Origin of the sequence: Nocardia sp. NBC_00565 (genome assembly GCF_036345915.1) — a bacterium.
Classification (GTDB): domain Bacteria; phylum Actinomycetota; class Actinomycetes; order Mycobacteriales; family Mycobacteriaceae; genus Nocardia.
In genome coordinates, this window is sequence record NZ_CP107785.1 from 3078205 (window position 1) to 3095271 (window position 17067).

The 17067-nt window shown below is 66.7% G+C and carries 19 protein-coding genes; 9 read left to right on the forward strand and 10 right to left on the reverse strand.

From position 1 onward, the window contains the following. Nucleotides 1–4 precede the first annotated feature (4 nt). Nucleotides 5–805 (forward strand): NAD(P)-dependent oxidoreductase, encoded by an 801-nt coding sequence (locus OG874_RS14780; protein WP_330255711.1) that lies wholly within the window; start codon nucleotides 5–7, stop codon nucleotides 803–805. A gap of 290 nt (nucleotides 806–1095) precedes the next feature. Here the strand turns inward: OG874_RS14780 and OG874_RS14785 are convergent, their stop codons facing one another. Continuing rightward, entirely contained in the window at nucleotides 1096–1710 is a 615-nt protein-coding gene (locus OG874_RS14785; RefSeq protein WP_330255712.1) for a TetR/AcrR family transcriptional regulator, read from the reverse strand. A gap of 137 nt (nucleotides 1711–1847) precedes the next feature. Here OG874_RS14785 and OG874_RS14790 point away from each other — a divergent pair, with 137 nt between their 5' ends. Then, nucleotides 1848–2885, forward strand: coding sequence for a tyrosine-protein phosphatase (locus OG874_RS14790; protein ID WP_330255713.1), 1038 nt, complete (start codon nucleotides 1848–1850; stop codon nucleotides 2883–2885). A gap of 5 nt (nucleotides 2886–2890) precedes the next feature. On the opposite strand, the gene OG874_RS14795 is transcribed toward OG874_RS14790, so the two are convergent. Both OG874_RS14795 and OG874_RS14800 read right to left on the reverse strand, forming a co-directional pair. Further along, entirely contained in the window at nucleotides 2891–3712 is an 822-nt protein-coding gene (locus tag OG874_RS14795; protein WP_330255714.1) for an SDR family oxidoreductase, read from the reverse strand. A 24-nt stretch (nucleotides 3713–3736) separates the two neighbouring features. Beyond that, a complete protein-coding gene (locus OG874_RS14800; RefSeq protein WP_330255715.1) occupies nucleotides 3737–4198 on the reverse strand; it encodes a VOC family protein in 462 nt (153 codons plus the stop codon). 91 nt (nucleotides 4199–4289) lie between these two features. Here OG874_RS14800 and OG874_RS14805 point away from each other — a divergent pair, with 91 nt between their 5' ends. From OG874_RS14805 to OG874_RS14820, 4 genes are read left to right on the forward strand one after another with little or no spacing between them, the layout of a single operon-like run. Continuing rightward, nucleotides 4290–5591: an acyl-CoA dehydrogenase family protein gene (locus OG874_RS14805; RefSeq protein ID WP_330255716.1), complete on the forward strand. Its 1302-nt coding sequence runs from the start codon at nucleotides 4290–4292 to the stop codon at nucleotides 5589–5591. After that, on the forward strand, nucleotides 5588–6610 hold the full coding sequence (locus OG874_RS14810; RefSeq protein ID WP_330255717.1) for a phosphotransferase family protein: 1023 nt from the start codon (nucleotides 5588–5590) through the stop codon (nucleotides 6608–6610). The genes OG874_RS14805 and OG874_RS14810 overlap by 4 nt, the downstream gene beginning before the upstream one ends. Further along, on the forward strand, nucleotides 6607–7386 hold the full coding sequence (locus OG874_RS14815; RefSeq protein WP_330255718.1) for an enoyl-CoA hydratase-related protein: 780 nt from the start codon (nucleotides 6607–6609) through the stop codon (nucleotides 7384–7386). Before OG874_RS14810 ends, OG874_RS14815 begins: the two co-directional genes overlap by 4 nt. A 6-nt stretch (nucleotides 7387–7392) precedes the next feature. Beyond that, the gene (locus OG874_RS14820; protein WP_330255719.1) at nucleotides 7393–8367 is read left to right on the forward strand and encodes an NADPH:quinone oxidoreductase family protein; all 975 of its coding nucleotides are present in this window, start codon (nucleotides 7393–7395) and stop codon (nucleotides 8365–8367) included. Between the two features lie 53 nt (nucleotides 8368–8420). On the opposite strand, the gene OG874_RS14825 is transcribed toward OG874_RS14820, so the two are convergent. The 7 genes from OG874_RS14825 to OG874_RS14855 all read right to left on the reverse strand — a co-directional run bounded on the left by OG874_RS14825 (nucleotide 8421) and on the right by OG874_RS14855 (nucleotide 14919). Further along, nucleotides 8421–8927, reverse strand: coding sequence for a hypothetical protein (locus OG874_RS14825; protein ID WP_330257295.1), 507 nt, complete (start codon nucleotides 8925–8927; stop codon nucleotides 8421–8423). Then, entirely contained in the window at nucleotides 8924–9544 is a 621-nt protein-coding gene (locus OG874_RS14830) for a TetR/AcrR family transcriptional regulator (RefSeq protein WP_330255720.1), read from the reverse strand. The genes OG874_RS14825 and OG874_RS14830 overlap by 4 nt, the downstream gene beginning before the upstream one ends. A 107-nt stretch (nucleotides 9545–9651) precedes the next feature. After that, a complete protein-coding gene (locus tag OG874_RS14835) occupies nucleotides 9652–10026 on the reverse strand; it encodes a hypothetical protein (protein ID WP_330255721.1) in 375 nt (124 codons plus the stop codon). Beyond that, entirely contained in the window at nucleotides 10026–10730 is a 705-nt protein-coding gene (locus OG874_RS14840) for an ABC transporter ATP-binding protein (RefSeq protein ID WP_330255722.1), read from the reverse strand. Before OG874_RS14840 ends, OG874_RS14835 begins: the two co-directional genes overlap by 1 nt. Then, the gene (locus OG874_RS14845; protein ID WP_330255723.1) at nucleotides 10727–11440 is read right to left on the reverse strand and encodes an ABC transporter ATP-binding protein; all 714 of its coding nucleotides are present in this window, start codon (nucleotides 11438–11440) and stop codon (nucleotides 10727–10729) included. The genes OG874_RS14840 and OG874_RS14845 overlap by 4 nt, the downstream gene beginning before the upstream one ends. Next, on the reverse strand, nucleotides 11418–13538 hold the full coding sequence (locus tag OG874_RS14850; RefSeq protein WP_330255724.1) for a branched-chain amino acid ABC transporter permease: 2121 nt from the start codon (nucleotides 13536–13538) through the stop codon (nucleotides 11418–11420). The genes OG874_RS14845 and OG874_RS14850 overlap by 23 nt, the downstream gene beginning before the upstream one ends. Nucleotide 13539: 1 nt before the next feature. Then, entirely contained in the window at nucleotides 13540–14919 is a 1380-nt protein-coding gene (locus tag OG874_RS14855; protein WP_330255725.1) for an ABC transporter substrate-binding protein, read from the reverse strand. Between the two features lie 164 nt (nucleotides 14920–15083). On the opposite strand from OG874_RS14855, the gene OG874_RS14860 reads away from it, so the two are divergent. The 3 genes from OG874_RS14860 (at nucleotide 15084) to OG874_RS14870 (ending at nucleotide 17035) form a co-directional block, all read left to right on the forward strand. Next, the gene (locus OG874_RS14860) at nucleotides 15084–15548 is read left to right on the forward strand and encodes a pyridoxamine 5'-phosphate oxidase family protein (RefSeq protein WP_330255726.1); all 465 of its coding nucleotides are present in this window, start codon (nucleotides 15084–15086) and stop codon (nucleotides 15546–15548) included. A 237-nt stretch (nucleotides 15549–15785) separates the two neighbouring features. Further along, nucleotides 15786–16124: a hypothetical protein gene (locus OG874_RS14865; protein WP_330255727.1), complete on the forward strand. Its 339-nt coding sequence runs from the start codon at nucleotides 15786–15788 to the stop codon at nucleotides 16122–16124. A gap of 77 nt (nucleotides 16125–16201) precedes the next feature. After that, entirely contained in the window at nucleotides 16202–17035 is an 834-nt protein-coding gene (locus OG874_RS14870) for a patatin-like phospholipase family protein (RefSeq protein WP_330255728.1), read from the forward strand. Nucleotides 17036–17067: the final 32 nt, after the last annotated feature.

The window sequence follows — 17067 nt, forward strand, 5'->3', positions numbered from 1 at the left end:
CGCGATGCGGATCGGATTCATCGGAGCCGGGCGCATGGGCACACCGATGGTGCGACGACTCGTCGCGGCGGGACACGATGTGCACGTGCTCGGCCGATCGAGTGAAGCACGCAGGGCCATCAAGGAATTGGGTGCGCAGCCGGTCTCGTTCGCGGCCGCCGTCGGCACCGACGCTGCAGTGGTGGTGATCTGCGTGTTCACCGACGAGCAGGTCCGCGAGATCTGTCTGGACAGCCCGCTGCTCACCACCATGCCGCCCGGGTCGACTCTCGTCATCCACACCACCGGAAGCCCGGAAACGGCCGAAGCCGTTGCCGCCCAGGCTGTTTCGCACGATATAACGGTACTCGACGCGCCGGTGAGCGGCGGTCCACACGATATCGAGGCAGGTCGGATCACGCTGTTCGTCGGCGGCGACGAGGACACCGTCGCCCGCATCGAACCCGTCCTGCGCGGCTACGGCGATCCGGTTCTGCACGTGGGGCCGATGGGTAGCGGACAGCGGGTGAAGCTCGTCAACAACGCGCTGTTCACAGCCCAGATCGGACTGGTCGCGCAAGCCGTGCGGCTGGCCGGGCAACTCGGCATCGACGAGGCGACGCTGCTGTCGGCACTCCCCCACGCCAGCTCCGCCGGTCGTGCCGTCACCAGTGTGGCGGCCAAGGGTTCGGTCGCCGCGTTCAGCGCGTCGGTCGGCGAATTCCTCCGCAAGGATGTGGCCGTCGTGCGCGCCCTGGCCGCCGAACTCGGCGCCGATATGGGCGCGCTCGACAACGCCATCGCCGCATCCACCGACGACAGCTGAACGCACTCCCGAGCCCGGGTGCCACGATGTCGCACCCGGGCTCCGGACCGGATCACACCGCGGCCACCTGATCCTGCTCGCCGACCTCGGCCCGCGCGGGCTCGGCGGGCTTTTCCGGCTCCCGGTACAGGTAGTCGTCACGTCCACCCGCAGCCGCCTGCGGTTGCTTCGAATACCACCGCTGTCCGGCGCGTCACCACTGGCAGATTTCACTGCGGCTCCTTCTCATAGGAGCGCAACCCACGACCAATATAGTTGCTTAGCAGAAACAAAATAAAGAGGTAACCCGGTCAGGCGGGCGCGGCGGTACGCAGACAGAACAGCGTCATGCGCTGCACGTCGGCAGGGGCCGGTTGCACCCGACGCTGCAGATAGTCCCCGAGTTTGCCCACGATGGCGTGTGCGACGAGCGCGGCATCGAATTCCGGGTCGGCACTGCCGAGTTCGGTGAACGGCTGATACAGCAGCGAGGCCAGCAGGACATCGGCCGACCGGAAACCGGTGGCGCAATCCTCGGCCAGGGTGCCCGCGTTCCACAGCACCGCGCGGGTGGTCGCCGCGGTGTCATCGGCGCCCTGGGCCAGAATGCCCTCGACCCAACGGCGAATCTTGCCCTGCGCGGTGACTTCCTTGTCCATCTGATGGGCCAGATAACTCAGCAGCCGCTCGGCGCCGTCCTCGATGAGGGCGGCCACCAGCGCGTCCTTGGACGGAAAATGCCGGTAGAACGCGTCGTTCGACAGTCCGGCGGCGGCCACGATATCCGCGACCCGCGGCCGTGACCCGGTACCGCGCTCGCGCATCACCGCCAGCGCGGCATCGAGCAACCGACGCACCTCATCGGCATAGTTGGCGCCCCGCCGGGCCAGTGCCCGTTGGGCGATGCGGGTCACGATATCCGTCACCGGAAGCGAAACATCATTCTCACCTATAAGAATAGTATTCTTGGGAGCGCGGGCCGACGCAACCGGTCCGGATGCGGGACCCCGCCCCCGTTGCGCCGAGGCACTCGGCCGCCCACGACTCCACAGGGAGGAGCCCGATGACATCCGCGCTGACTCGCGTGCAGGTAGCCGGCGACGAACAGGGCAATCTCCGAGTCTCCTGGCGACTCAGCGGCGACGGCCCGGTAGAACTCGCGATCGGGCCGAGTCCCGACGCCATCGATCGCGACCACCCCATCGCCCGCGTCGAGAATCGCACGCAGGTCGTGCTGCCCGCCCCCGGCCCGGGACGCCACTACGTAAGCCTCACCCCCAGCGGCGGTTCGCCGGTCGTCGCCGCCGAGCGGCTGCTCCGCCTCGACGGCGCACGCAACTTCCGCGATCTCGGCGGCTATCCCACCGCAGACGGCGGAACGACGCGCTGGGGCATGGTCTTTCGATCGGACGCACCGCATCGGTTGAGCCCGGCCGACCTCGCGGTGCTCGCCGGAGCCGACCTGCGCGTCGGCTACGATCTGCGCGCCGACGAGGAACGCGATCGGGCTCCGGCCAACTTGTCGCAGTCGGTTCGGCGCGCGCCGCTCACCATCCGCGGCCTGGCCGCGTGGACCAAGGAGAATTCCCGGCGCTTCGCCGGCGACCGAAACGATCCCGTGCCCAACGACTTCCACGCACGGATGTACCAGGCCATGATCGAAACCGATGCCGACACCTTCGGCCGACTCGTAACCGACCTCGCCGAATCCGGCAGCCTGCCTGCGCTGATCCATTGCACCGCGGGCAAGGATCGCACCGGCGTCGCGGTCGCCCTGCTGCTCTCGGCGCTGGGCGTCGGCGCCGCGACCATCCTGGACGACTATGAACTCAGTGCCGCGTACTTCACCGAGCCCCTGCTGCGCCGACTGCGCGCACGTTCGGCCGATGCGGACTTCGACGTCGAACGCCACCGCGCCCTCTACGGCGCGCCGCGCTATGCGATGGCGGCCATGCTGACCGTGCTGTGCGCTCGGTACGGTAGCGTCGCGAACTATCTGACCGAACGCGCCGGCGTCGCGCCCGAGGCGCTCACAGAGCTGCGCGTCCGCCTGGTGCAGCCGCCGATCACCGCGCGGGAACCGGCGGCCCGGCACCGATAGGACGGTTATCGACCGGCGCGCAGGGCGGCGCAGACGCCGCCGTCGACGAGCAGGTCGATGCCATTGAGGAAACCCGCCCGATCCGAGAGCGCGAAGCCGACCACGGCCGCGACATCCTCGGCACGGCCCCTGCGCCGCAAGGGAGTTCGCTGCACGAGCACGTCCATTGTCGGATGCGCCTCGGCTTCCTGTCGCCCCTGCGGCGTGTCGATGATGCCGGGCGAGACCGAGCAGATCCGGCCGCCCGCGGGCCCGAGCCGCACCGCCTCCTGCCACACGAATCGCTGCACACCGCGTTTGGCCCACGAATAGGCCAGGCCTGGATTCTCGATATCGGGTCCGAGTACCTGGTGCATGCGATCGAGGAACTGGTCGTGCAGCGGATCGTCCAGAACAGCCAGTGCGTCCGGATCCGGGGCGGCGGGGTCGAGCATCGGCGCCATCGATGCGAACACCACCAGCGCCGTCCCCTCGGTCGCCAGCGGCCGCAGCGTCTCGGCGAGGCGCGCGGTGGCCACCAGATCGACCGTGAAGATCTGGCGCCAGTCGGCCATCGTCGGCGAAATACCGGCGGCATGCGCCACCGACCGCAGCGTGCCCAGTTCCGCGACCCGTTTCGTCAACCGGGCCAGCCCGTCCGCATCGGTGATATCGAGTACGAAGGGCTCGGCGGCGCCACCGCGCGCCGATAACTCCGCCGCCGCCGCGGTCACGGTATCCGGATCACGGTCCACCATCAGCACCGTATCGACCTGCCCGACCAGCTCGCGCGCGCAGGCCAGACCCATCCCGCGACCGGCGCCCGTCACCACTGCGACCGTTGTCATCGCCACTCTCCTTCTCGCTGAAATCTACTGTTGCCCAATGGTTTCCGGATCCGCCCAGCACCGCGCCAGCCCCTCCTGCGCGGCCCGGGTGACCAGTTCGATCCGGACTCCCGACTTGCCCGTCAAGAAGGCGAAGAAGGGCGTGCCCGACACCGCGCGAGCGGCCTCCACCACATATCCGTATCGCTCCAGCTGGGCCGTATCGGCGGCCACATCATCGGACCAGAAGCCCAGGTGATGGACGCCGGAACCGGCGACCGGCTCCCACAGCGTGTCCGGAATGCTGCGCACGATCTCCATCCGCGGCTCCGTCGTGGAGAAGACGCATCGCAGGTTCAGGACGGCCTCGCCGGTGGGCAGCGTCACGGCGATGGGCCCGCCCGCCTCCGGACCCCACTGGTATCCGAACACCGACGACAGCATGGCCATCGTCGCCTCGAAGTCGGCGGTGACGACACCGATGTGGAACTGATCCTCGGCTCTCATCCCCGACCTCCTGGCGTAACAGCGTTCACTGGAATAAGAATGATATTCTTAACCATGAGAAGCATGTTTCCATCATCTGAGAGGAGGCGCAATGGCGTGGGATTTCACGACCGAGCCCGAGTTCCAGGCGAAACTGGACTGGGCCGATGCGTTCGTCCGCGACGAGGTCGAACCGCTCGACCTGATCTGGCCACATCAGCAGTTCGTGCCACCGGACGAAACCCGGCGCAAGGTGATCGATCCGCTCAAGGAGCAGGTCAGGCAGCAGGGGCTGTGGGCAACCCATCTCGGGCCCGACTTGGGCGGACAGGGATACGGCCAGCTGAAACTGGCGCTGCTCAACGAGATCCTCGGCCGCTCGTCGTGGGCGCCGGTCATCTTCGGCTGCCAAGCGCCCGACACCGGCAACGCCGAGATCATCGCGCATTTCGGCACCGAGGAGCAGAAGCAGCGCTACCTGCGTCCGCTGCTGGAGGGCGAGCTGTTCTCCAGCTATTCGATGACCGAACCGCACGCCGGCGCCGATCCGACCCAGTTCACCACCCGCGCGGTCCGCGACGGTGCCGACTGGATCATCAACGGCTGGAAGTACTTCTCCTCCAACGCCAGAACCGCGTCGTTCCTGATCGTGATGGTGGTGACGAACCCGGATATCAGCGCCTACCAGGGCATGTCGATGTTCCTGGTGCCGACCGATACGCCGGGGGTCGAGATCGAGCGCAATGTCGGCTTGTACGGGGAACCGTTGAACGACGGCTCGCACGCCCTCATCCACTACAACAACGTGCGGGTACCCCACACCGCCCTGCTCGGCGGCGAAGGTCAGGCCTTCGCCGCGGCCCAGGTCCGGCTCGGCGGCGGCCGGATCCACCATGCCATGCGCACCATCGGCCTGGCGCAGAAGGCGCTGGACATGACGTGCGAGCGCGCCCTCAGCCGGCGGACCGCGGGCAGCCTGCTGTCGGAAAAGCAATTCGTGCAGGGCTATATCGCCGACTCCTACGCCCAGCTGCTCCAGTTCCGCCTGATGGTGCTGTACACCGCGTGGGAGATCGATAAATACAACGACTACAGGAAGGTCCGCAAGGACATCGCCGCGGTGAAGGTCGTCATGCCCACCGTGCTGCACGACATCGCCTGGCGCGCAATGCAAGTGCACGGCGCGCTCGGTACGACCAACGAGATGCCGTTCTTCATGATGATCCATGGCGCCGGCGTGATGGGCCTGGCCGACGGGCCGACCGAGGTGCACAAGATGACCGTGGCCAAACAGGTGCTGCGCGACTACAGCGCCAGCGGCGATCAGTGGCCCACCGAATGGGTCCCGCGCAAGCTCGCGGCCGCGCAGGCCAAATACGCCGAATATCTCGAACACGAAGTAGGTAACCAGTGATAGACACCGCCCGCCTGGCCGATTGGATGGACGCGGCCGGGCTCCCCGGTAAGGGCGAGCCGCTCGAGGCGCGATTTCTGTCCGGCGGCACCCAGAACGAGATCTACCTGCTCACCCGCGGCGAGGAGCAGAGCGTCATCCGGCTGCCACCGGAGAACGCGCCCGCCGACCGCGATAAGGGCATTCTGCGCGAGTGGCGCATCACCGCGGCGCTCGACGGCACCGATGTGCCGCATACGCCGGCGATCGCGGTGTGCACCGACCATTCGGTGATCGGTCGCACCTTCTATCTCATGGGATATGTCGACGGCTGGTCGCCGATGGGGGCACGCAATGGCTGGCCGGCGCCCTTCGATACCGACGCCGAGGCTCGCAACGGCCTGGCCTACCAGCTGGCCGAGGGCATCGCCCTGCTGTCGAAGGTGGACTGGCGGGCGAAGGGGCTGCACGATCTGGGCCGGCCCGACGGTTTCCACGACCGCCAGGTCGCCCGCTGGACCAGCTTCTTCGAGCACAACAAGGGCCGCGAGCTGGACGGTATGGACGTGGCGACGAACTGGCTGCGCGAGAACAAGCCGCTCGACTTCATCCCCGGCCTGATGCACGGCGACTACCAGTTCGCCAATGTGATGTTCAAGCACGGCAAACCGGCACAGCTGGCCGCGCTCATCGACTGGGAGATGGGCACCGTCGGCGATCCGAAGCTCGACCTCGCCTGGATGGTGCAGGGCTGGCCCGAAGATATGCACTCCCCCGCAGCCGCCAACACCAGCTATGTGAACCTGACCGGCATGCCGACGCGCGAGCAGTTGGTAGCCCACTACGCCGAGGTCTCCGGCCGGCAGGTGGACGACCTGGACTACTACCTGGTCCTGGCCAAATGGAAGCTGGCGATCGTGTTGGAGCGTGGCTTCCAGCGGGCCGGCGACGACATCAAGCTGCAGTCGTTCGGTCCGATCGTGCCCAAGCTCATGCGCGAGGCCGCCGAACTCGCCGAGAGTACGGAGTACAAGTCGTGACCGATATCGAGAACGCCGAATTCCTCCTCGACCGGCACGGCCCGGTCATGATCATCCGACTGAACCGGCCGCAGGCGCGAAATGCGCTGACCCGCACCATGATGCAGGGGATCGGCGCGGCCGTCATCGCGGCCGAGACCGATCCCTCGGTCCGGGCGGTACTGCTCACCGGCACCGGCGACCGGGCCTTCGGCTCCGGTATGGACCTGCGCGCCTTCGCCGGTGGCACCGATTTCGGCGGTGGCCAGGAGACCGACGCCTATGGCCGACTTGCCAAGGGGCAGACCAGCATTCCGGTGATCGGCGCTGCCAATGGTACGGCCATCGGCGGCGGCCTCGAACTGCTACTCGGCAGCGATGTCATCGTCGCCTCCGCCGCGGCAAAGTTCGGCTTCCCCGAGGCCAAGCGCGGACTGTTCGCCGCGGGCGGCGGCACCTCGATCGGCACCAGGATTCCGTTGGGCATCGCCTTGGAATTGCTGCTCACCGGCGAGTTCATCGACGCCGATCGGGCGTACCAGATCGGGTTGGTCAATGCCGTCGCGGCGCCGGATCAAGTGTTCGACACCGCGCTGGCCCTGGCCGAGAAGATCGCCGCCAACGCACCGCTGGGTCTGGCGGCCACCAAGGAATTGACCCGCCTCGCGGTCACCGATAGCGACCTGGCCGAACAACGCCTCAGCAAATGGCAATCCATCGTGTTCTCCAGCGCGGACGCCAAAGAAGGCGCGATGGCGTTCGTGGAGAAGCGGTCGCCGAACTGGCAGGGCCGGTGATCGCGGATGCGTGCTGCGGTCTGCCCGGCGTACGGGCCGCCCGAGGTCGTCCGGATCGAGGAGCGCCCGTCGCCGGAGCCGGCGGCGGGCCAGGTGCGGATCCGGGTCGGCGCTGCGGCCGTCAACTTTCCGGATGTGCTGCTGCTGGCGAACAAGTACCAGATCAGCGTGCCGCCGCCGTTCGTACCCGGCAGCGAATTCGCCGGTGAGATCGTCGAATCCGGCGCTGGCAGTGCGGATTTCGCCGTCGGCGACCGGGTCACCGGCACCGGGCTCTACGGCGCCTTCGCCGAAGAGGTGGTGGTGTCCGCGGCCGGGCTCACCCGGATCCCGGACGGTGTCGACGATCGCACCGCCGCCGCGTTCGGGGTCGCGTATCGCACCGCGTACCACGCACTTCGATCCGTCGCGCGGGTACATGCGGGCGCCGAGTTGATCGTGCTCGGCGCCGGCGGCGGTGTCGGGTTGGCCGCGGTCCAGCTGGGCGTTGCGCTCGGTTTGTCGGTGACCGCGGTCGCCTCCAGCACCGACAAGCTGGATATCTCGGCGTCCTACGGTGCCCGACATCTCATCAACCATCGATCCGATGACCTGCGAAAGGCACTGCGTGCGGCGATTCCGGATGGCGCCGACGCCGTCCTCGACCCGGTCGGGGGCGAGCTCGCCGAACCGGCACTGCGCGCCCTCGGTCGGGGTGGACGATTCGTCACCATCGGCTACGCCTCGGGTGTCGTCCCGCGCATTCCGCTCAATCTGGTGCTGGTCAAAGGTCTGCATGTGCTCGGGTTCCAGTTCCAGGACCTGGTACCGGAAGAATTCCGCCGCAATGAGGACGAGTTGCGGGAGCTGCTCGTCACGAAGCAGGTGCTCCCCCATATCGGTGCCAGCTTCACCCTCGCCGAAACCGCGGCCGCGCTGCGCGTCGTCGCCGAGGGCCGAGCGATCGGGAAGGTTCTCATCGAGCCGGCCGGTACCAACTAGAGCGGCCACTCGGCCCGATGCCGACCAAAAACATCGGGCCGAGCACCGTTCGCTCAGACAGGTATGAGGTCGACGGCCGCCGAAAGACGAGTCGAGGGCAGACCGCTGCGGAAGGTCTCGACGGTGTCGATCGAATCGACCGGGACCGCGGCCGCGGCGAGAGCCTGCGCCTTGAACGCCCGCGCGGCCACGCTCAGCGGATGCTGTACCGAACCGACGCGGCGGTGCAACTCGCTCGGACAGGATTCACCGAGCACTGTGACCTCGATGATTCCGCGCTCCAGCGACTCCAATACACCGCACCGAACACGGTGATCGGATTCGAACAGTTCACCGGCCACTGCGACCGCGTGCGGCTGCGTGGGGTGCGTCGGCGACGACAGGGAAACCTCCAGATCGAGCACCGTCGCGCCCAGGATCCGCAAGGGCAGCGCATTCGCCGGATCCGCGACGATCACGGTCACTTCCCAGCCGGCGAGGACCCGGTCGAATAGCCAGCCGCCGGCGCACCGCACCACCTCGGCCACGCTCGGCGACACGACGCCGAGCCGGTACCTCAGCACGTGTCGGGGCGCGTCAGATCGCGTGCGAGTGATAGAGCGTACTGCTGGAACACTCGGGTCAGTGGAATCGAAGGGTCGAGCAGCCATGAAGTTTCCATTCCATTGAGAAAAGCGACTATCTCCACTGCCTTGACGGCAGGGTCCAGATCCGTGCGGTACCGTCCGGCCCGCTGACCGCTGCTGATCCGCTCGGCGAGCGTGTCGACAGCGGCGCGGTAACGGCCAAGCAGGCGATCGTGCAAGGGGGCGTCGGGATCGAGATTCTCGATCAACAGCACGACGAACATGCCGATCAGATCGGGTGAACGCCGGAATCTATCGGCGACATGCTCGACCGACTCGACCAGGTCGCCGGTGAAATCCGCATGCTGTTCGTCGTCGGAGTCCCTGGCCTCCAGCACGGCGTGCAGCAGTTGCTCCTTGGACGCGAAATGGTGCAGCAGTCCGGCCGGACTCACCCCGGCCTCCCGTGCGATCTGCGCCAGGGTGATCGACCGCCACCCGTTGCGGGCCAGCAGCCGCTTGGCGACCGCGAGAATTCGCTGCTTGCGCTCCTCGCCCTTGACGAGCAACGCATCGTAGGGACGCGCGGCATTCGACCGTGGTTCGGACACCGAACTCCTTTGCTGCGGCTGTAGCGATTGCTTCCAGGTCGCTGGAAAGGATCAGCAACCTACTGAACACACAGTAGGTTGCTGAGCGTAGTGTGACAAGCACCACTTTATCGGGAGATAGCGGCGATTTCGTCGGGGTGGATCTCCTTGGTCGCCACCAATCGCTCCCCGAGCTGGGCGAGATCGTAGGACTGCCGGGCCATCCAGAACCGCAGCACACCGGTCAGCGAATAACGCAGGAACAGTGCCGCGCCGACGACACTGGCCGCGACGCCGATCAGTCCGATAGCCAACGCATCACGCTGTGCCAGTGGATCGGAGGTGCCGTGCGCCATGAAGTAGGCCACGACGGCCAGCACCGGGCCCAGCACCAGCAGCGCGACGCCCACGCGCAGCCACAGTGCGCCCCGGCCGGCGGCCGGGTCCGGAATCTTCAATTCGGCCAATTCGCGTTCGAAGCGTTCAGTACGTGTTTCGGTCATCAGGAGCTTCCTAAATAGAGTGCGGCCAATTCGCGGCGGAGTCCGCCGTCCGGTTGACCTTGGTGTTCGATTCGGCCACGGACCAATACGGCCGCGTGGTCGGCAATATCGAGGACGGCGGAGGCGAACTGCTCGACCACCAGGACCGCCACCCCCTGTCGGGCTATCTCGGCGACCTGGTCGTAGAGTCGCTCAACCACCAGCGGCGCCAGCCCCATGGACAGCTCGTCGAGCATCAGAACGGCCGGATCGGTGGTCAGGCCACGAGCGAGCGCGAGCATTTGCTGCTCACCACCGGACATCGTGCCCGCGGTCTGATCGGCGCGCTTGGCCAGAATGGGGAATCGGCTGAACGCCAGCTCCTCGATCTCGGCGCGGGAGCGCCCGGTGAAGGTCATCATCAGCAGGTTGTCCCGGACCGACAGGTTCGGGAATATGCCTCGGCCCTCAGGAATCAGGCAGACCCCGGCGCGCGCCAGATCACGCGGACGCGCCCCGGTCACCTCCCGTCCGCCCAGCGACAGCCGACCGGACGCGACCGGATGCACACCGGCGGCGACCCGCAGCGTGGTGGTCTTGCCCGCGCCGTTCGGGCCGAGCAACGCCACCACCTGACCCGCCCCGACGCTCAGGTCGACCCCGTGCAGCACGGTGATCGCGTCGTAAGCCGCACGCACATCGCGCAATTCGAGTACGGATCTCATCCTTCTCCCAGGTAGGCGGCCAGCACGGTCTCGTCCTGCCGGATCACCTCGGGCGTACCCGACGAGATGATCTTGCCGAGGTCCAGCACGTACAGCTGGTCGCAGACGTTCATGACCAGGCCCATATCGTGCTCGACCAGCAGGACCGCAACGCCGTCCTCGGCCAGCGACCGCAACAGCGCGGCGAACCGTTCGGTTTCGGTGTGGTCCAGACCGGCGGCCGGCTCATCGAGCAGGACCAGACTGGGCCGCGCGGCCATCGCCCGGCCCACCTCGACCAGTCGGCCGGTGCCGGTCGGCAGCGCGTCGGCGGTCGCGTCCGCGACGTCACGCAGGCCGAGCCGGTCGATGAGCTCATCGACGGTCCGGCCGGCCGCCCGGCGGTGCCGACCGAGTTCCGCGGCGACCAAGAGGTTGTCGCGGACGCTCAACCGGCCGAACAGTTCCAGACGCTGGAAGGTACGCGACAGTCCGTGCTTGGACCGGCGCGCCGGTCCGAGCCGGGTCACATTCCGGCCGTTCATGGCGACCCGCCCGGACGACGGCCGGCGTAACCCGCAGATCACGTCGAACAACGTGCTCTTGCCCGCGCCGTTGGGCCCGATCAGACCGGTTACCTGACCCCGTTCCGCGGCCAGCCCGGCCCCGTCGAGTGCGCGGTGACCGCCGAAGGCCACCGTGACTCCCTCAACTTCCAAGTGCGACGGCACGATCGAGCACCTCCTTGTCCGCGGCGGTCCACGGCCGCCGGATGCCCCACCATTCGACGGGCACCTCCGGCTCGGCCGGCGGCCGCGCCCGCGCGCCCGCCCAGCGGGGGACGAGGACCGCGGCGATCAGCACCGCGATCGTGAACACGTACCCGTTGATCACCCCGCGCAGGTTCAGCACCCAGAGCAGGGCGAGCCCCGCCAACAGCGTCGGCAGCACGACCCGATCCCGAAGTACCGGAATCCATTCCCCGCGCATCTGGCCCAGCGCGCCCTGCCCGAGGAACCCGCCCGCGAACGCGATACCACCCACGGCGGGTAGCACCGTGGCCAGATTCTGCAACGACGGCCACAACACCGGTATCGCGTGCAACGGGCCCTGATAGGCGACGCCGGTGAACAAACCGCTGCCGACGGCGCCGAGTCCCGCGATCACCACGACCAGGAAGATCGGCAATCCGGCGACGAAACCGAATTGTTCGGCGGTCACCGAACGCAACTGCATCCCGTACAGCGCCCCGCCGAGTCCGGCTATCGATGCCGAGAGCGCGAACACCAGCATCCGCGCCAGCAGCAGGTTGCCGCCGAGCGTGGCGTAGGCGGCCTCGCTGTCGCGCAGCGCGATCAGCCGACGGCCCATCCGGCTGCGGCGCAGCATTGCCACCGCGAAGCTGGCCAACCCGAGCAGCACGGCCGCGAATACCGTGATCTGCGCCGTGCTGTCCAAGTTGACGCCGAACAGCCGGGGACCGACCAGATTCACCGAGCCCTGCTCGAACAGCGCGATCTCCACCCCGAACACATGAAATGACGGCAGGGTGAAGATCCAGCGGTCCATGACCACCGCGAACGCGGCCGTACCCAAGGCGAGATAGACCCCGGACAGCCGTAGCGCAGGCAGCGCGATCAGCGCACCGACCACCGCGGCGACCGCCATCGCGGCGAGCAGCGCCCACCATTGCCCGTTCACGCCGAGATAGGCATAGGCGACCGCACCGATTCCCGCGATGCTCAACTGGCACAACGAGATCTGCCCCGCGAAACCCGCGAGCGGTACGAAGGACAGCGCGATCACGCCGAAGGCGAAGATCTGACCGTAGGTGATCAGATCCGCCTCGCTCAGCATGGTGGCCAGCATGATGCCGACCACGACCACCACGACCGCGAAAACGGCCGAACCACGGACTGTCGGCAGATGCACCGGACTCAACCGGCGGTCCCGCCCGCGCAACCGCCCGTGCGGGAACACCAGCAGCGCGACGAACAACAGCAGCGCCGGTGCCGCCAGCCGCAACCCGGGCAGATAGTCGTTCTGCGGCAGGTAGCCGGTGAGGTAGCTCTCCAGACAGCCGACCACGACCGCGCCGAGGAAGGTCATCGGGAGATTGCGCAACCGACCGAAGATCGCCGCGCTGTACGCACTCACGATCAGCAGTGAGAGCTGGGCGGCGTCCAGTGCCACCGTCGGCGCGATGAGAATGCCGCCGATGGCCGCCAACTCGATGCCGAGAATCCAGGCCACCCGGTTGGCCCGCTGCGGATCCGCGCCGGTGAGCCCGACCAGTGCCCGATCATCGACGGTGGCCCGCATCTCCGCACCGGTTCTGGTCCGGTACAACAGGATTCGCAAAACCACGGCGACCACGATCGCGACGATCATCGTCAGCGCTTGATGCCAGGTGATCGTCACCGCCCCGACATGGAAGGGGCGCTGCTCGGCGAAGAACCTCGGCAGCGAGCGCGAGATATCCGGATTCCAGATCCACTGTGCGGTCAGCATGAGGCCGCTCAGCAGCGCCACCGTCATGACCAGCTTTTCCGCGTCACCGAGCCCCTGGGTCGGCGCGAGTGCCCACGCGAACGCCAACCCGAACAGCGGTGCGAACACCAGCAATACCAGCGCTATCGCGACCGGTACCGGAAGATCCCAGTCGACGGTGAGCTGCCAGTACACGAACGCCGACATCATGCCCGCCGCGCCGTGCGCGAAATTGAAGACACCGGTCGTGGTGTAGGTGAGCACCAACCCGCTGCCGATGATCGCGTAGATCGCCGCGGTGCTCAGACCGACGATGCCGAATGCGAAGAACTGCTCCATATTATTTGACGTCGCTCGCGCTCTTGCCGATATCGGCCAGCGTCACTGCCCGGCCGAAGTCGCCCTTGAATACGTAGGCGTTCATATCGCAGCGGTAGGGCCCGTTGTTGGGCTTGAAGTCCGCGTTCACCCAGCCCTGCGGTGTCGCTTTGACGACGTTGAAGCACTTCGGCGCGACGGTGGGACTCGACATATCCATCGGAGCCTGCAGACCGCCCGCGGTAAACGCGGTTTCCTTGCGCGCGGTATCGACCAGGCAGGTGCGGGTGAGGTCCGCACCGCAGCTCGCCGCGGACTTGGCGAACAGCAGCCACTGTGTCAGGGCGCGCAGACCGGGGTAGGTCAGCTCCGCGCCGGGGGCGTACTTGGCGAACAGGTCCTTGGCCTGCTTGACCGCCACGATGGTGTTCGCGGATTCGAGCGATGCCGTTCCGGACAGGTCGGAGAAGTTGTTCTGCGCGGTCAGCGACTTGCCCGCCAACTCGATGAACGCTGGGTTGTAGGCGTTGCTGTTGGCATCGATCCAGTCCAGTTTGTAATCCATGCTGGTGAGGATGTCTTCGAGCTTGGCAAGGCTGCGGAAGTCGCCCAGAAAGATCAGGCCCTTCACACCCTTGGTCTTGATGGATTGCGCGTACGGGGTCCAGTCCGACACGCCCGCCGCCGGGTAGAGATCGCTGTAGACCAGCGTCGCCCCTTGGTCGGGCAGGGCCTCGGCGTACTTGTCGGCCATGACTTTCGTGACCGGACTGTCGCCGACGATGATGCCCACCGCACTCGCCGAGTTCGGATACGCCTCCTTGTACAACCACTGATGGAGACCGGCGTAGACGTCGAACGGCCGAGATGCGGACGCACCGCCGCCGACCTGGAGGTCGGATCCGGTGTTCTCCGTCATCGCCACCTGAGACGGGAACTCGGGCATGGTGCACGACAGCCGATCCTTGACACCGAGCGCGTCCAGTGCGGTGAAGCCGCCGACCAGCGCGAAGTCCTGGCGGCATGCCTCGAGCATCCGCTGCCTGCCCTCCATGAGCTTGGCGTCGCGCACATTGACGGTCACCTTGCGGCCGTTGATACCGCCGTTGTCATTGCACCAGGAGGAGAAGACCTTGGCGGTATCGACCAGTTCGGTGTTCTTGGTGAAACCCATATCGGTGAAGACACCGACCTGGATCTGGTCCGCGGTGACGCCCTGCGTCGGCGAACTCGTCGCCTTACCGGGCTGGCAGACGGCCTGCAGGTCACCGAAATCGCTCGACACCGCCGCCGCCTTGCCGGGTGGAGCGCTCTCCTCGGTTCCGCTGCCACCGCGGCCACTACAGCCGGCCACTAGCAACGAAGCCGCCATCAAGGCGACAAGTATCCGCTGCGATCTCACTGAATCCTCCTAACAAAGGTCCGCCCGCCACCGGATATGCGTGGTGTCGGCGGCCGGACCCCGGCTCATCGTTGAGCGGAACGCCATTCTAATGACGCTCTCCGTCTCGGAAAACTATCCTCTCATCTGAGGAGAACTAAACCCATCGTTTTTGAGGAAGTTCAGTGGAGAATCAACGAAACAAGAGATCCATCACCATGTCGGAGACCGCACAGGACGAGTTCCTGCGCAGCCAGCCGCTGTGCCGAATGGCCACCGTCGGCCCGGGCGGGCATCCGCACACCAGCGCCCTGTGGTTCGTCTGGCACAAACAGTCGCTGTGGCTCAACTCCCTGGTGCGCAGCAAACGCTGGGCCGATGCCGGCCGAGATCCACGCGTCAGCGTGATCGTCGACGATGGCGGCGCCGATTTCTTCCGTCTGCGTGGCGTCGAACTGCGCGGCAGCGTGGCGGCCGTCGGCGAGGTCCCACGCAAAGGCGAAGCGCACGAGGCCCTCGCCACCGTCGAGCAACTCTTCGCGGACAAGTACATGGGCGGCGGACAGTTCCGCTACGACGACCGACACGCCTGGCTGCGGCTGACCGCGGACCGCATCGTGAGTTGGGACTTCGCCAAGCTGCGCAGCTGATACCGACGCGGCCTTCCCTGATGAAAATTTGGTAGTTACAATGTGAGAATACAATTCTCCAACAAGGGAGAGGTCGGCGATGCCGCCCTTCGTCGAACCGGGATCCGGCGGCTCAGCCGCCCAGGCCCGTTCCCCGAGACCGGATATCCCGATGAGCGGGCGGCACTCGGCCACGAACTGGTCTTTACGCAACACTATGTGGGCGCCTGCGTCCGCAAACCGAACCGGAGCTCGACGATGAGACTAATTCCGACCGCGATCGGCTATCTGCGCAGCGACGTGTCCGGTATCCGGCAAAGCTGGGATGAGACCCAGATCCGAAGCCTCGCTGGGCGTCTCGGATACAACCTCACCAAGACGGTGGCCTTCAGCGGCCGAACCTGCGATCCGGTGGCGCGACTGATCACCATGGCCAGGGACGCACATGCAGACGCGGTCATCACACCCGGGATCACGCACTTCGATGGCGCGATACCGGCCGAGCTGGACGCGGTCGCCGCTGTTATCACGGTCGCACCGAAGCCCGCCTCGACCTTCGGGAGATCGCGGCCCAACGAAAGCACCGCTTCCTCTTAGCGGTAATAGAGTTCACTGAATTCGGTAAGCTGCGTCTATCTGACGGCAGCCGGCCGGACAGCGCAAGGGAGGTCAGCGTGCAAACTGGTGGATCGACAGTGGTGCTCGGCGGCGGTGGCGTCGCCGGAACGGCCTGGATGGTCGGCCTCGCCGCAGGATTACGCCACAAAGGCATCGATTTGGCACAGGCGGACCTCATCGTCGGCACCTCGGCGGGTTCACTCGCCGGCACACTGATCACCAGCGGTATCGATCTCGACGATCTCGCCGAAGCCCCGAGTCCGGGTACACCGCCGAGCGTCAGCTATGAACTCAACCCAGAACTACTGGCCGATATGTCCCGCTTGCGCTCGGACACCAGCCTCGATCCGGCGGAGTCGCGCCGCCGCATCGGCGAGCTCGCCACGTCCGTGACCAGCGGCGCCGAAGATCATCTGGCCTGGATGCGGTGGATGATCGGGACGCCGGACTGGCCCGCGTCCCGCTTCTGGGTCACCGCGCTCGATATCGACAGTGGCGAACGCGTGACGTGGGACCGGGCCAGCGGCGTCGCGCTGCTCACCGCCGTCGCCTCCAGTTGCTGTGTGCCGACATTGATCCCACCGGTCCTGATCAACAACCGGCTGTACATGGACGGTGGTGCCAGCTCACCGACGAACGCCGATCTCGCCGCAGGCGCCCGGCGCTTGGTGGTCATCGACCCCATCGCCCACGTATATCCGCGCGGCCCACTCGAGCGCGAAATAGCCGCGGTCGGCGCCGACCGCCTGACGACAATCGGCCCGAACGCCGCGGCGCAGACTGCCTATGGCACCAATATGCTCGACAATACGAGCTGGCAACCGGCCTACCGAGCCGGTGTCGACCAGGTCGGCGAGGTAGTCGACGAGCTGCGCGCCACCCTCGGCTGACGACTGAGGCCCAACCGCCTACGAACGGTATC

Coding starts and splice junctions, on each gene's coding strand:
- OG874_RS14790 (WP_330255713.1), top strand. CDS start 1,848: ATGACATCCGCGCTGACTCGCGTGCAGGTAGCCGGCGACGAACAGGGC.
- OG874_RS14850 (WP_330255724.1), bottom strand. CDS start 13,538: ATGGAGCAGTTCTTCGCATTCGGCATCGTCGGTCTGAGCACCGCGGCG.
- OG874_RS14865 (WP_330255727.1), top strand. CDS start 15,786: ATGAGACTAATTCCGACCGCGATCGGCTATCTGCGCAGCGACGTGTCC.
- OG874_RS14805 (WP_330255716.1), top strand. CDS start 4,290: ATGGCGTGGGATTTCACGACCGAGCCCGAGTTCCAGGCGAAACTGGAC.
- OG874_RS14835 (WP_330255721.1), bottom strand. CDS start 10,026: ATGACCGAAACACGTACTGAACGCTTCGAACGCGAATTGGCCGAATTG.
- OG874_RS14820 (WP_330255719.1), top strand. CDS start 7,393: ATGCGTGCTGCGGTCTGCCCGGCGTACGGGCCGCCCGAGGTCGTCCGG.
- OG874_RS14795 (WP_330255714.1), bottom strand. CDS start 3,712: ATGACAACGGTCGCAGTGGTGACGGGCGCCGGTCGCGGGATGGGTCTG.
- OG874_RS14840 (WP_330255722.1), bottom strand. CDS start 10,730: ATGAGATCCGTACTCGAATTGCGCGATGTGCGTGCGGCTTACGACGCG.
- OG874_RS14800 (WP_330255715.1), bottom strand. CDS start 4,198: ATGAGAGCCGAGGATCAGTTCCACATCGGTGTCGTCACCGCCGACTTC.
- OG874_RS14780 (WP_330255711.1), top strand. CDS start 5: ATGCGGATCGGATTCATCGGAGCCGGGCGCATGGGCACACCGATGGTG.